The organism is Escherichia sp. 93.0816 (assembly GCF_013368855.2).
Lineage (GTDB): Bacteria > Pseudomonadota > Gammaproteobacteria > Enterobacterales > Enterobacteriaceae > Escherichia > Escherichia ruysiae.
The window spans coordinates 489,152-502,890 of record NZ_JABWNC020000001.1 but is presented as its reverse complement, the minus strand read 5'-3'; the positions used below and the strand labels follow the sequence as shown (position 1 = coordinate 502,890).

The window sequence follows — 13,739 nt, the reverse complement described above, 5'->3', positions numbered from 1 at the left end:
GTTATGCTTCACAAATATAAGCCAGGAAAATAATTCAACTTTGGAAGTCTAAGTTATGCGTTCCTGGCCCAATTTGAGATAGCGCAAATTTTGGTAGAACAGTTAAAAAATGTTAACCCTGCAACAGACGAATCAACAAAGAACCGTTATACATCGCGTCCTTTACCAACGCCGCCCCCGCCATCGTCCCCTGATTAGAGAACTGGGTGCTCTCGACGCTAATGTGCTGGCTGTAGGCTGGAAGCGCCTGCTGACGGATACTGTCTGAAATTACAGGGAACAGGATCTCTGCAGCCTTACTTAGCGGCGAACCAATCAGTATTTTTTGTGGGTTGAATAAATTCACCATGATGGCAAGAATGCGCCCGACGTGCGTCCCCACGCCAGTAATAATATCTTTTGCCAGCAGATCGCCCTGCAACGCAGCCAGGCACAATGAATCCACGGTTAATGGCTGCCCATGTAACATAGAACTCATAGATTGATTCAAACGTAATTGTGCAAGCTCAAGAATACTATCAACACTAGCGATGGTTTCCAGGCAGCCGTGGTTACCGCAATAACAGCGTTTCCCATAGGGATCGACCTGAGTGTGACCAATCTCCACAAGGCTACTGCTTCCCGCGTGTAACAAATGGCCATCGGTAATCACACCCGCACCCACGTTGTGATCAATCACCACCTGAATCACATCGCGCGCTCCGCGTGATGCGCCAAACAGGGCCTCAGCCATCGTCCATGCACTAATATCATGCTGAATATAAACCGGTACACCGGTATGCTGCTCCAGTACTTCGCCGAGCGGCATCTCTTTTACGTCCTCATAGAACGGCATACGATGCACAATGCCATTTTCCGTATCAATAATTCCCGGCAACGTAATGGCAATAGATGTCAGACGCTCAAGTTTTTTCTGATGGCGGATAAAAAACTGATCAATATGAGTAATTATGCGATCCAGCAGTGGCAATTCGTCCTGAAGCGCCAACTCCAGTGAGTCTTCCACCACCAGCTTGCTGCTCAGGTCGCGCAGGGCAAGAAAAATCTCCCCGCGACTAATGCGCAAAGAAAGATAGTGCCAGGCTTCTGTTTCTACCACCAGCCCCACCGCCGGACGCCCACGGTTTCCCGCTTCTTTAATTTCCAGCTCTTGCACCAGGTGCGCTTCGAGCATTTCGCGGACAATTTTGGTGATACTGGCTGGCGCCAGTTGCGCCAGCCGGGAAAGATCGATACGCGAAACTGGACCAAGCTGATCAATCAGGCGGTAAACCGCGCCTGCGTTGGTCTGCTTTATTTGATCAATGTGCCCAGGCTGGTTTTCAGCAACCACCGCATACTCCCTATATTTTCGCGCTCCGAAATAATCTGTCGGTTATGGTGAAGTACTTCAATATGCGTCGTCAAATTTTTACTTCGTCATGTGATTAACAGCACATTTTTCGGTTTTTTTTGCTGAAATTTCCCTCACCGGAGTGCATTCATCAGCTGAATACGAAAGTTCCGTGCTGCCGGGCTTTGTTCACGATGCTTTGGCCAAACCAGCCACATTTCAGAAACCGCATCCTCTTCAGCAATAGGTAACCAGCGCATTTCATTGAGTTGGACACGTTTAAAAGAGGCGGGCAAAATCGAAACACCAAGACCGGCGGAAACCAGACCGATGATAGTCATCGCCTCGCCCACTTCCTGGGTGATGACCGGAGTCAGATTATAACGCCGCATCAGGCCAATAATGTCGTCATACAGCCCCGTCCCTACGTGCGGATCAAAAAAAACAAACGGTTCTTTTGCCAGTTCCGCCAGCGTTACCTTCGGTTTATTTGCCAAAGGATGATCGTGCGGGATCATCGCCATAAGCGGTTCATGCACGATTACCGCGTGATCCAGCGTCTCCGGCAACACGGTATTTCGTAACAACCCCATATCGAGCGTCCCTTCGGTAAGAGGGTCTATTTGCTCGCGAGTATTCATCTCGCGCGTCTGCAAATGGACATCAGGAAATTCGCAGCGAAATAGGGATAAGGTATCAGACACTGCGCGAATAAAGGGTGCCGACGAGGTAAAGCCAATGCGTAACTCTCCCGCTTCTCCCTGATGCAGACGTTCAGCGCGAGCGGCTGCGTCATCCACCATAGACAGAATTTGCCGACTATCAGCAAGGAACTGCTTCCCTGCGGCCGTTAGCAGCACGCTGCGGTTGGTTCGTGCCAACAGTCGCGCGCCAATTTGTTGCTCCAGAGCCTGAATCTGCTGACTTAGCGGCGGTTGCGAAATGTTCAGACGGGCAGCCGCGCGTCCAAAATGCAGCTCTTCCGCAACGGCAACAAAGTAACGGAGGTGACGCAATTCAATATTCATATTTTAAACATCTTATTTGAGATTATTAATATATTAGACATAACAATTCAATTTTCCTACTCTATTCCTGACCCCACATCACAGGCATAATTAGCAAGGATTTCAAGTGAGTCGTACTACAACTGTTGATGGCGCTCCGGCAAGCGACACTGACGAGCAACCCCTTTCCCAGCCAAACAAATTCATTAAACGCGGTACACCGCAATTTATGCGTGTCACTCTGGCGCTATTCTCTGCCGGGCTGGCAACCTTCGCGCTTCTCTATTGCGTGCAGCCTATTCTTCCGGTGCTTTCGCAAGAATTTGGCTTAACGCCTGCTAACAGTAGTATTTCACTGTCCATTTCAACGGCGATGCTGGCTATCGGTTTGCTGTTTACTGGCCCGCTATCCGATGCCATTGGTCGCAAGCCGGTGATGGTAACGGCGCTACTGCTGGCCGCCATCTGTACGTTACTTTCGACAATGATGACCAGCTGGCACGGCATTTTGATTATGCGCGCCTTGATTGGTCTGTCGTTAAGTGGCGTAGCTGCCGTTGGTATGACCTACCTTAGCGAAGAGATCCACCCTAGTTTTGTGGCCTTTTCAATGGGGCTGTATATCAGCGGCAACTCGATTGGCGGCATGAGTGGGCGCTTAATCAGTGGTGTATTTACTGACTTCTTTAACTGGCGAATTGCGCTGGCGGCTATCGGCTGTTTCGCCCTGACCTCGGCGTTAATGTTCTGGAAAATTCTCCCGGAATCTCGTCATTTCCGTCCTTCTTCGCTGCGCCCAAAAACACTGTTTATTAACTTCCGTCTGCACTGGCGCGATCGGGGACTCCCCTTATTATTCGTCGAAGGCTTTTTGCTGATGGGCTCATTCGTAACGCTGTTTAATTACATCGGCTATCGGTTGATGCTTTCACCATGGCATGTTAGCCAGGCAGTGGTTGGGTTATTATCGCTGGTCTATTTGACAGGCACCTGGAGTTCGCCAAAAGCCGGCACCATGACTACCCGCTTCGGTCGTGGCCCGGTGATGTTATTTTCGACAGGTGTTATGCTTTTTGGTCTTATCCTGACATTGTTCAGCTCACTGTGGCTGATTTTTGTCGGTATGATGCTTTTCTCCAGCGGATTTTTTGCCGCTCACTCTGTCGCCAGTAGCTGGATTGGCCCTCGTGCTAAACGCGCCAAAGGTCAGGCTTCCTCGCTTTATCTATTCTGTTACTACCTGGGTTCAAGCATTGCCGGAACATTAGGTGGCGTCTTCTGGCATAACTATGGCTGGAACGGTGTCGGTGCATTTATTGCCCTGATGCTGGTGGTCGCTATTCTGGTCGGAACACGTTTACATCATCGCCTGCACGCCTGAAAAAAATAAGTCCGGACGATATGTTAAATTACTGTCCGGACTTATTGCCTGCTCAACTCAACGTTAATAACCACTCTAAAACAGACGAAGCGCCTGCCATTTCTCGCAGGGCATCTAACGTCATCAGGATAATAAATACCCAAATTAGCGGATTCATTTTGCTGTGTGTCATTTATTGCTAATACACAGTGATTCTACCGATTTATAGGTAGTGAAAAAGCTAAGTTATTCAATACTACCTATATTGGTGGGAAATTCTCCTTACGTCACAATGCGTTATTATTTCCCACGTCATCGCTATTCGCTTTGTACATATCGTTACATGCCGAAACCAAGCACTCACGGAAGCCTGTCATTTCCAGAGATATAGTCATTACATCGGCCCCGCAGTGGGGTTGCATAAAAAACAAAATTGAGGGTATGACAATGAAAAAAGTATTAGCTCTGGTTGTTGCCGCTACTATGGGTCTCTCTTCTGTCGCATTTGCTGCGGAAACTGCGACCACGCCTGCTCCGGCGGCTACAGTGTCCAAAGCAGCGGCTGCAAAAACAACGCATCATAAAAAACAGCATAAAGCGGCACCTGCCCAAAAAGCGCAGGCGGCTAAAAAGCATCATAAAAAAGCGAAAAATGAACAGAAAGCGCCTGAGCAAAAAGCACAGGCAGCTAAAAAGCACAGCAAAAAACACAGCCAGCAGCAATCTGCAAAACCAGTTGTACAACCAGCCGCGTAAGTTATCGGCAGCAATAATGGCGCGCCCCCTCGCGCCTGAAAATTACGGTGTTAAACGGATAACGTTTAACACCGCCTTTAGCGGAGGGTACTATGGTGGGCCGTTATCGCTTTGAGTTCATTCTTATCATCCTTATTTTATGTGCCCTGATTGCCACCCGTTTTTATCTTTTCTGAGCGTAGTTATCTGATTTTACTCCCACTTTCATCCCGTCCCGTCTATAGTATTCATGAGGGTTTGCTTTTAATAATCATAATTACTCACCAGAGTATGATATGCGTATAACTATTGCTGTAGTGCTGGGTGCAATTAGTCTGACATCTGCATTTGTGTTTGCGGATAAACCGGACGATCATAAATCGACCAATAATGAGGTCAGCACCCTATTTTTTGGTCATGATGATCGTGTATCAGTAAATAACACGAGCCAATCGCCGTGGGATGCGGTTGGGCAACTAGAAACGGCCAGCGGCAATTTATGTACGGCGACGCTAATTGCGCCGAACCTGGCATTAACGGCAGGACACTGTTTATTAACGCCGCCGAAGGGTAAAGCGGATAAAGCAGTTGCGCTGCGTTTTGTGTCGAATAAAGGTCTTTGGCGCTATGAAATCCACGACATCGAAGGCCGCGTTGATCCGACACTAGGGAAGCGGTTAAAACCGGATGGGGATGGCTGGATTGTTCCCCCCGCAGCCGCGCCGTGGGATTTCGGTTTGATTGTGCTGCGCAATCCGCCTTCGGGTATTACGCCATTGCCGTTATTTGAGGGAGATAAAACCGCGCTTATCGCCGCATTAAAAGCAGCGGGTCGTAAAGTGACTCAGGCGGGATATCCTGAAGATCATCTCGATACGTTGTACAGTCATCAAAATTGCGAAATAACCGGCTGGGCGCAAACCTCGGTAATGTCGCACCAGTGCGATACCCTACCGGGTGACAGTGGTTCGCCGTTGATGCTTCATACTGATGACGGCTGGCAGTTAATTGGGGTGCAAAGTTCAGCTCCTGCAGCGAAAGATCGCTGGCGTGCTGATAACCGGGCCATTTCTGTCACTGGTTTTCGCGACAAACTAGAAGAACTGACCCGGCAATAATATTCAAACGCTGCCCGCATTGTCGGGCAGCGTGTTCATCAGGCAAGTTTCACCATAATCATTCCAGCCAACAGCAAGACCAGACCAACCCAGCCTTTACGATTTAAACGTTGACCAAACAAGATCCAGCCAGCGGCTAACGTGGCGGCAATACCAAACCCGCCCCACAACGCATACGCCACCGACAAATCTATGCCCTTTACTGCCTGGGAGAGTGAGCTAAAGGCCGCAAGCACCGCCGCCAGTGAGAGCAAGCCATAGACTTTACGGCGAAAGCCGTCAGAAAATTTCAAAAAGACGTTAGCAATAATTTCCAGCACGATTGCCAGTGCCAGCCAGGCGGCGTGAACCCATTCAAACTGCGCCATGATTCACCTCCAGCGAGGATTTACGCACTTTGCGAGTACCCGATTTAATCAACACAATCCCAGCCACCAGGGTTGTTAACCCGGCAATTTTTAGCAGCGATAAACTTTCGTCGAATAACAGAACACTAAAGAGCGTTATAAATAAAATACCGATGCCTTCCCACAGAGCATAAGCCACGCCAAGTGCTATTTTTTTCACGGCAAAAGAGAGAAATATATATGACAGCGAAATCATCACCAGCATTAAAATAAAACCACCGTTTCCCTCACTAACGCTCGCCCATTTCATTGACAGCGTGCCGGTAATTTCTGTGGCAATAGCCAGACCTAATAAAACCCAATAAATATACATCGTCCTTCCCCTGCAAGAGAATTATTTTAACGTTCGCTCGACTCAGCGAAACCAAAAGAAAAGTATTCAGCCCAGCGCAGAGCGCCAGCTTTGGCAGAGGAAGGGACTAAAGCGCGTTGCGCCAGTGTTGCTCACCTGCGAGCAAGATGGTGGTTGAGGTACGGAAATGAGTAAATGTAGAAAATAACGTCCTGAACAAATTGTCCATAATATTACAATTATCCGCAGTGTTGCTTCTCGTCATCGCGGATGATAATTGTCCTCGGTAGTTGTACACGTCTGATTTGTATCATAGCTTAAGAATTAACTCAAAACATTTTCATTTCTTTACCTGAGTAGTTTGATTTTCGTTATAATGCCACGGCTAAAAAGAAAATATTATTAGCGAAGGAAGAAAAAACGGGGATACGCATGGCAAAGCCGATCATCACGCTCAATGGCCTAAAAATAGTCATTATGTTGGGAATGCTGGTCATTATTCTCTGCGGTATCCGTTTTGCCGCCGATATCATCGTCCCCTTTATCCTCGCCCTATTTATTGCAGTCATTCTTAATCCGTTGGTACAACGCATGGTTCGCTGGCGAGTGCCGCGTGTGTTGGCTGTGTCGATTTTAATGGTCATCATCGTGATGGCGATGGTGCTATTACTGGCCTATCTCGGCTCAACGCTCAATGAGCTGACCCGCACTTTGCCACAGTATCGCAGCTCAATCATAAAGCCCCTGCAAGTTCTGGAACCTTTATTACAACGCGCGGGTATTGATGTCTCGGTTGACCAACTGGCGCATTATATTGATCCGAACGCGGCGATGACGTTGCTCACCAACTTGCTGACGCAGTTATCTAACGCCATGTCATCCATATTTTTATTGTTGCTGACGGTGTTGTTTATGCTGCTCGAAGTGCCACAACTTCCCGGCAAACTCCAGCAAATGATGGCGCGCCCGGTCGAAGGTATGGCGGCGATCCAGCGCGCCATTGACAGTGTGTCGCATTACCTGGTGCTGAAAACAGCCATCAGCATCATCACCGGTCTGGTCGCCTGGGCGATGCTCGCCGCACTCGATGTTCGTTTCGCTTTTGTCTGGGGATTGTTGGCCTTCGCGCTTAATTACATTCCCAATATTGGTTCGGTTCTCGCGGCTATCCCCCCTATCGCTCAGGTACTGGTGTTTAATGGTTTCTATGAGGCGTTACTGGTGCTGGCGGGATATCTGCTGATTAATCTGGTCTTCGGCAATATTCTGGAGCCGCGCATCATGGGGCGCGGGTTGGGGCTTTCCACACTGGTAGTTTTTTTGTCGTTAATTTTTTGGGGATGGTTATTAGGACCGGTGGGAATGCTGCTTTCCGTGCCGTTGACGATTGTTGTCAAAATTGCGCTTGAACAAACGGCGGGAGGCCAAAGCATCGCCGTCCTGTTAAGCGATCTCAATAAAGAGTAACGGCCTCCACAGAGGCCGTCAGAGTTACAGTGCTTTCAGGATTGCATCCACGCTGGCCTTGGCATCGCCAAACAGCATGTGAGTGTTTTCCTTGAAGAACAGCGGGTTTTGCACGCCAGCATAGCCAGTGTTCATCGAACGTTTAAAGACAATCACGTTCTGTGCTTTCCACACTTCCAGCACAGGCATTCCGGCAATTGGGCTTTTCGGATCGTCCTGCGCCGCCGGGTTAACCGTATCGTTAGCGCCAATCACCAACACAGTGTCGGTATCAGCAAAATCATCGTTGATCTCGTCCATTTCCAGCACGATGTCATACGGTACTTTCGCTTCTGCCAGCAATACGTTCATATGCCCCGGCAATCGACCTGCAACCGGGTGAATACCGAAACGCACATTGATACCACGGGCACGCAATTTCTCGGTGATTTCTGCCACCGGATATTGTGCCTGCGCGACCGCCATGCCGTAGCCTGGGGTGATGATCACCGAGTGCGAATTTTTCAGCAATTCTGCCGTCTCTTCCGCAGTGATTTCGCGATGCTCGCCAACTTCCTGATCGTCACCGGTGGAAGAACCATCTGTACCGAAACCGCCCGCAATGACGCTGATAAAGGAACGGTTCATCGCCTTACACATAATGTAAGAAAGGATGGCACCAGAAGAACCGACCAGCGCACCGGTCACAATCAGCAGGTCATTACTGAGCATAAAGCCCGCCGCCGCCGCTGCCCAACCAGAATAAGAGTTCAGCATCGACACCACTACAGGCATATCTGCGCCACCGATGGAGGCGACTAAATGCCAGCCGAATACCAGCGCAATGGCGGTCATTATCAGCAATGCCAGAACTTGCAGGCCAACGCTTTCAGTGCGAACAAAAACAATCAGCAGCAGGAAGGAAACAACCAGTGCCGCCAGGTTCATTTTGTGACGGTTTGGCAGCATCAGCGGTTTAGACGAAATTTTGCCGCACAGCTTACCGAACGCCACGACCGACCCCGTGAAAGTCACCGCACCGATGAAGATACCGAGGAACACTTCCGTCAGGTGAATATTGGCCAGAATCGGCGCCATTTCCGCGTCATGATGCAGATAGCTGTTAAAGCCAACCAACACCGCCGCCAGACCAACGAAGCTATGCAGGATCGCCACCAGCTCCGGCATTTCGGTCATTTCGACTTTCTTCGCCAGACGGATACCAATCGCCCCACCGATGACCATCGCCAGTAAGATCCAGCCAACGTTGCCAGTATCCGGTCCAAAGATAGTTGCAATTAAAGCAATCGCCATCCCGGCGATACCGAGGTTGTTACCCCGGCGAGACGTTTCATGTTTTGAAAGCCCAGCCAGACTGAAGATAAACAGGATCGCGGCAACAATGTATGCAGCTGTAACTAATCCTCCAGACATATGTTACCCCTTAGTTTTTGCGAAACATTTTCAGCATACGCTGAGTCACGGTGAAGCCACCGAAAATATTAATGCTGGCTATAAGCACCGCGATAAAACTAAGGAAGCTAACCCAGCCGCCCTGGCCAATCTGTAAAAGTGCTCCGACAACAATAATCCCTGAAATCGCATTGGTGACCGACATCAACGGTGTATGTAACGCGTGCGATACATTCCACACCACGTAATAGCCGACAACGCACGCCAGCGCGAACACGGTGAAGTGTCCGAGGAACTCTTTCGGTGCAACATTTGCCAGCCAGCCGAAAAGGATAATTGCCAGCGCCATCAAGGCGTATTTACGCCACGGCGAACAGGCACATTTTTCCTCGGTTTTGACTTCCGGTGCTGCTTTCTGCGCTGCCTGCGGCTGGACTGAAACCTGAATCGGCGGCGCCGGCCAGGTAATTTCACCCGCACGGATCACGGTCACACCACGAATCACCACATCATCAAAATCAACAGTAATGTTGCCGTCTTTCTCTTTGCACAACAGTTTCAGCAGATTGACGAGGTTGGTGCCATAAAGCTGTGAGGATTGCGTCGGCAGACGCCCCGGAAGATCGGTATAACCAATGACTTTGACGCCATTTTCAGTGGTGAAGATTTGCCCCGGCACGGTGTATTCACAGTTACCGCCGTTTTGTGCTGCCAGATCGACAATCACACTGCCCGACTTCATGGAGTCCACCATTTCACGGGTAATCAGTTTCGGTGCCGGTTTGCCTGGAATCAGCGCAGTGGTAACAATGATATCGACTTCTTTTGCCTGCGCAGCAAAAAGCTCCATTTCCGCTTTGATGAACGCTTCCGACATCACTTTGGCATAGCCATCGCCGCTGCCTGCTTCCTCTTTAAAATCCAGTTCGAGGAATTCCGCGCCCATACTCTGAACTTGTTCTTTCACTTCCGGACGAGTATCGAACGCACGCACAATTGCGCCGAGGCTGTTTGCTGCACCAATGGCCGCCAGACCAGCAACACCCGCACCAATCACCATGACTTTTGCCGGCGGCACTTTACCTGCCGCAGTGATTTGTCCGGTAAAAAAGCGACCAAACTCATGAGCTGCTTCGACAATAGCGCGATAACCTGCGATATTCGCCATCGAACTTAACGCGTCCAGCGACTGGGCGCGAGAAATACGCGGTACGGAGTCCATCGCCATCACGGTGACGTTACGTTCCGCAAGTTTTTGCATTAGTTCCGGATTCTGCGCAGGCCAGATAAAACTTACCAGCGTTGTACCTGGATTCAGCAGTGCAATTTCATCATCTAACGGTGCATTGACCTTCAGAATGATCTCTGACTGCCAGACGTTATTCCCTTCTACTATTTCAGCGCCCGCTTGCACAAACGCTTTATCGTCAAAACTCGCCAGTTGACCCGCGCCGCTCTCTACCGCGACGGTAAAACCTAGTTTCAGCAACTGTTCCACTGTTTTTGGCGTTGCTGCAACACGGGTTTCATTGGTTAACCGTTCTCTTGGTATGCCAATTCGCATGATATTCCCTTCCATCGGTTTTATTGATGATGGTTTGCCTGTGTTTCAAGGTACACAAGCCGCTCATGAACGAGCTAAATGTTACTCCGTTAAAATAAATTAGTAACAAACGTCTATAACGTACTGAAAATAATGCCTGTGATCTAGCGCCAAAAATCAGTATTTCGGCGTTAACTCGAAAAATATTAACGATTCAGCCTTGATAGTGGGATAAACACCATAGAACACAGGATAAAGGGCGATAATTGTCTTCAATAGCCAGGTAAAACATGAGATCACCCCGTCGCAAGCTACCAGTTAACATTAAATTAACTTATACAATTCAGCCATTTCAGCCATCTATGCCACTGCGCTCACTTTTTAATCATACATGGTTATTCGAACAGGTTTAAAATCAAATCAAGAAGTCTGATATGAAAAATGACGCAGACAGTTACACCGTTTAAATGCAATAATCAGCCACGTTTCTCGTTAATAACAATACCAGTACCTGGTTTGCGCAAGGCGAAGGATTATTTTTATGAAGCTTAAGAACACCCTCCTGGCGTCGGCACTGCTTTCTGCTACGGCATTCTCCGTTAACGCAGCAACAGAACTGACACCGGAGCAAGCGGCAGCGGTTAAACCTTTTGACCGTGTAGTGGTTACCGGACGTTTCAATGCCATTGGCGAGGCGGTGAAAGCCGTATCCCGCCGCGCTGATAAAGAAGGCGCAGCCTCTTTTTATGTTGTCGATACGTCAGATTTCGGTAACAGCGGTAACTGGCGTGTAGTTGCCGATCTCTATAAGTCTGATGCTGAAAAAGCAGAAACCGAAAAAAATCGCGTGATTAATGGCGTGGTGGAACTGCCCAAAGACCAGGCCGTTCTGATCGAACCGTTTGATACAGTTACCGTCCAGGGCTTTTACCGTAGCCAGCCTGAAGTCAATGACGCCATCACCAAAGCGGCGAAAGCAAAAGGCGCATACTCTTTCTATATTGTTCGTCAAATCGATGCCAACCAGGGCGGCAACCAGCGTATTACCGCATTCATCTATAAAAAAGATGCTAAGAAACGCGTAGTACAAAGCCCGGATGTGATCCCGGCGGATTCCGACGCGGGACGTGCAGCCCTGGCTGCCGGTGGCGAAGCTGCGAAGAAAGTTGAAATCCCTGGCGTTGCCACTACTGCGTCACCAAGTTCCGAAGTCGGTCGCTTCTTTGAAACCCAGTCATCAAAAGGTGGACGTTACACTGTCACGCTACCTGACGGCACTAAAGTAGAAGAACTGAACAAAGCGACCGCAGCGATGATGGTGCCGTTCGACAGCATTAAGTTCTCAGGTAACTACGGCAACATGACCGAAGTTTCCTACCAGGTTGCTAAACGTGCCGCGAAGAAAGGGGCTAAGTATTACCACATCACCCGCCAGTGGCAGGAACGTGGCAATAACCTGACCATCAGCGCAGACCTGTATAAATAACTATTCAGTATCACGATAAGGCGGCTTTATGCCGCCTTTAGCATTTTTAGTCACAAATTTTCCCCTAACCATTGCATGACGATACATCTCTTCGTAAAATCCCGCGCCTTAGTGACAAACACCATTTTTATGCGTTTTGTCCTAATATTTATTCTTCCAAACACGTTTTGATCACTGGATACAGATGGAAAAGAAACTGGGACTGAGCGCGCTCACTGCGCTGGTATTAAGCTCAATGCTGGGCGCAGGTGTTTTCAGTCTGCCGCAAAATATGGCGGCGGTAGCCAGCCCGGCAGCATTATTGATCGGCTGGGGTATCACCGGCGCAGGGATTTTATTACTGGCCTTCGCTATGCTGATCCTGACGCGTATTCGTCCCGACCTTGACGGCGGTATCTTTACCTATGCCCGTGAAGGGTTTGGCGAACTGATTGGTTTCTGCTCCGCATGGGGATACTGGCTGTGCGCAGTTATCGCCAACGTCTCCTATCTGGTGATCGTCTTTTCCGCATTAAGCTTTTTTACTGACACGCCGGAATTGCGCCTGTTTGGCGATGGTAATACCAGGCAATCGATTGTCGGTGCATCCGCCTTATTATGGATTGTTCACTTTTTGATCCTGCGCGGCGTGCAGACTGCTGCCAGCATTAACCTGGTGGCGACGCTGGCAAAATTATTGCCGCTAGGTCTGTTTATTGTGCTGGCGATGATGATGTTCAAACTGGACACCTTCAAACTCGACTTCACTGGCCTAGCACTTGGCATACCAGTATGGGAACAGGTGAAAAACACAATGTTGATCACACTGTGGGTATTCATTGGCGTGGAAGGTGCAGTGGTCGTTTCTGCGCGAGCGCGTAATAAACATGATGTCGGCAAAGCAACACTTCTGGCGGTACTTTCCGCGCTGGGCGTTTATTTACTGGTAACGCTGCTTTCGCTGGGCGTGGTAGCACGCCCGGAACTTGCTGAAATCCGTAACCCGTCTATGGCCGGCCTGATGGTGAAAATGATGGGGCCGTGGGGCGAGATTATCATCGCTGCCGGACTGATCGTTTCCGTTTGCGGCGCGTACTTAAGCTGGACCATTATGGCGGCAGAAGTCCCCTTCCTGGCGGCCACACATAAAGCATTCCCGCGCATTTTTGCTCGCCAGAATGCGCAAGCTGCGCCGTCTGCCTCACTGTGGCTGACCAACATCTGCGTGCAAATTTGTCTGGTACTCATCTGGCTAACCGGTTCCGATTACAACACATTGCTGACCATCGCCTCAGAAATGATTCTGGTGCCCTATTTCCTGGTTGGCGCGTTCCTGCTGAAAATCGCTACCCGTCCACTGCATAAAGCAGTAGGTATCGGTGCCTGCATTTATGGCTTATGGTTATTGTACGCCTCTGGCCCAATGCACCTGCTGTTGTCCGTCGTTCTGTATGCACCTGGGCTTCTGGTATTCCTGTACGCGCGTAAAACGCATACACATGATAATGTACTGAATCGTCAGGAAATGGTGTTAATTAGCATGTTGTTAATTGCCGCAGTTCCGGCGACCTGGATGCTGGTGGGATAACGTTCGTCCCATCGTTGGATAGCAAAGGAGAT

The 13,739-nt window shown here is 49.4% G+C and carries 15 protein-coding genes; 7 read left to right on the top strand and 8 right to left on the bottom strand.

Annotation, left to right across the window (positions count from 1 at the left end; translation table 11 throughout):
- Positions 1–112: 112 nt before the first annotated feature.
- Both mlc and HEM79_RS02555 read right to left on the bottom strand, forming a co-directional pair.
- The gene (gene mlc, locus HEM79_RS02560) at positions 113–1,333 is read right to left on the bottom strand and encodes a sugar metabolism global transcriptional regulator Mlc (RefSeq protein ID WP_000225256.1); all 1,221 of its coding nucleotides are present in this window, start codon (positions 1,331–1,333) and stop codon (positions 113–115) included.
- Positions 1,334–1,467: 134 nt separating this feature from the next.
- On the bottom strand, positions 1,468–2,361 hold the full coding sequence (locus HEM79_RS02555; protein ID WP_105279404.1) for a LysR family transcriptional regulator: 894 nt from the start codon (positions 2,359–2,361) through the stop codon (positions 1,468–1,470).
- Between the two features lie 106 nt (positions 2,362–2,467).
- On the opposite strand from HEM79_RS02555, the gene HEM79_RS02550 reads away from it, so the two are divergent.
- The gene (locus HEM79_RS02550; protein WP_176241089.1) at positions 2,468–3,721 is read left to right on the top strand and encodes an MFS transporter; all 1,254 of its coding nucleotides are present in this window, start codon (positions 2,468–2,470) and stop codon (positions 3,719–3,721) included.
- 52 nt (positions 3,722–3,773) lie between these two features.
- Here the strand turns inward: HEM79_RS02550 and HEM79_RS22960 are convergent, their stop codons facing one another.
- Entirely contained in the window at positions 3,774–3,878 is a 105-nt protein-coding gene (locus tag HEM79_RS22960; protein WP_404864668.1) for a KPN_01571 family protein, read from the bottom strand.
- A gap of 269 nt (positions 3,879–4,147) precedes the next feature.
- Between HEM79_RS22960 and asr the strand changes: the two genes are divergently transcribed.
- The 3 genes from asr (at position 4,148) to HEM79_RS02535 (ending at position 5,553) form a co-directional block, all read left to right on the top strand.
- Entirely contained in the window at positions 4,148–4,456 is a 309-nt protein-coding gene (gene asr / locus HEM79_RS02545) for an acid resistance repetitive basic protein Asr (protein ID WP_207105867.1), read from the top strand.
- Between the two features lie 92 nt (positions 4,457–4,548).
- Positions 4,549–4,632 carry a hypothetical protein gene (locus tag HEM79_RS02540; protein WP_000233091.1) on the top strand — a complete coding sequence of 28 codons (84 nt, stop codon included), beginning with the start codon at positions 4,549–4,551 and terminating at the stop codon, positions 4,630–4,632.
- 99 nt (positions 4,633–4,731) lie between these two features.
- Positions 4,732–5,553, top strand: coding sequence for a trypsin-like serine peptidase (locus HEM79_RS02535; protein ID WP_001223110.1), 822 nt, complete (start codon positions 4,732–4,734; stop codon positions 5,551–5,553).
- A gap of 38 nt (positions 5,554–5,591) precedes the next feature.
- Here the strand turns inward: HEM79_RS02535 and mdtI are convergent, their stop codons facing one another.
- From mdtI to HEM79_RS23135, 3 genes are all read right to left on the bottom strand, one after another.
- On the bottom strand, positions 5,592–5,921 hold the full coding sequence (gene mdtI / locus HEM79_RS02530; protein WP_000046658.1) for a multidrug/spermidine efflux SMR transporter subunit MdtI: 330 nt from the start codon (positions 5,919–5,921) through the stop codon (positions 5,592–5,594).
- Positions 5,908–6,273: a multidrug/spermidine efflux SMR transporter subunit MdtJ gene (gene mdtJ / locus HEM79_RS02525; RefSeq protein ID WP_000276159.1), complete on the bottom strand. Its 366-nt coding sequence runs from the start codon at positions 6,271–6,273 to the stop codon at positions 5,908–5,910. Before mdtJ ends, mdtI begins: the two co-directional genes overlap by 14 nt.
- Positions 6,274–6,379: 106 nt before the next feature.
- Entirely contained in the window at positions 6,380–6,550 is a 171-nt protein-coding gene (locus tag HEM79_RS23135; RefSeq protein WP_085948676.1) for a protein YdgV, read from the bottom strand.
- Between the two features lie 134 nt (positions 6,551–6,684).
- Here HEM79_RS23135 and tqsA point away from each other — a divergent pair, with 134 nt between their 5' ends.
- A complete protein-coding gene (tqsA, locus tag HEM79_RS02520; protein WP_176241091.1) occupies positions 6,685–7,719 on the top strand; it encodes an AI-2 transporter TqsA in 1,035 nt (344 codons plus the stop codon).
- A 24-nt stretch (positions 7,720–7,743) separates the two neighbouring features.
- Here tqsA and pntB read toward each other — a convergent pair whose 3' ends face one another.
- Both pntB and pntA read right to left on the bottom strand, forming a co-directional pair.
- Complete coding sequence (pntB, locus tag HEM79_RS02515; protein ID WP_176241092.1) at positions 7,744–9,132, bottom strand: Re/Si-specific NAD(P)(+) transhydrogenase subunit beta; 1,389 nt, start codon at positions 9,130–9,132, stop codon at positions 7,744–7,746.
- 10 nt (positions 9,133–9,142) lie between these two features.
- Positions 9,143–10,675, bottom strand: coding sequence for a Re/Si-specific NAD(P)(+) transhydrogenase subunit alpha (gene pntA / locus HEM79_RS02510; RefSeq protein WP_176241093.1), 1,533 nt, complete (start codon positions 10,673–10,675; stop codon positions 9,143–9,145).
- Between the two features lie 520 nt (positions 10,676–11,195).
- On the opposite strand from pntA, the gene ydgH reads away from it, so the two are divergent.
- Both ydgH and HEM79_RS02500 read left to right on the top strand, forming a co-directional pair.
- Complete coding sequence (ydgH, locus tag HEM79_RS02505) at positions 11,196–12,140, top strand: DUF1471 family protein YdgH (protein ID WP_000769335.1); 945 nt, start codon at positions 11,196–11,198, stop codon at positions 12,138–12,140.
- 184 nt (positions 12,141–12,324) lie between these two features.
- Positions 12,325–13,707, top strand: coding sequence for an amino acid permease (locus HEM79_RS02500; protein ID WP_176241094.1), 1,383 nt, complete (start codon positions 12,325–12,327; stop codon positions 13,705–13,707).
- Positions 13,708–13,739: the final 32 nt, after the last annotated feature.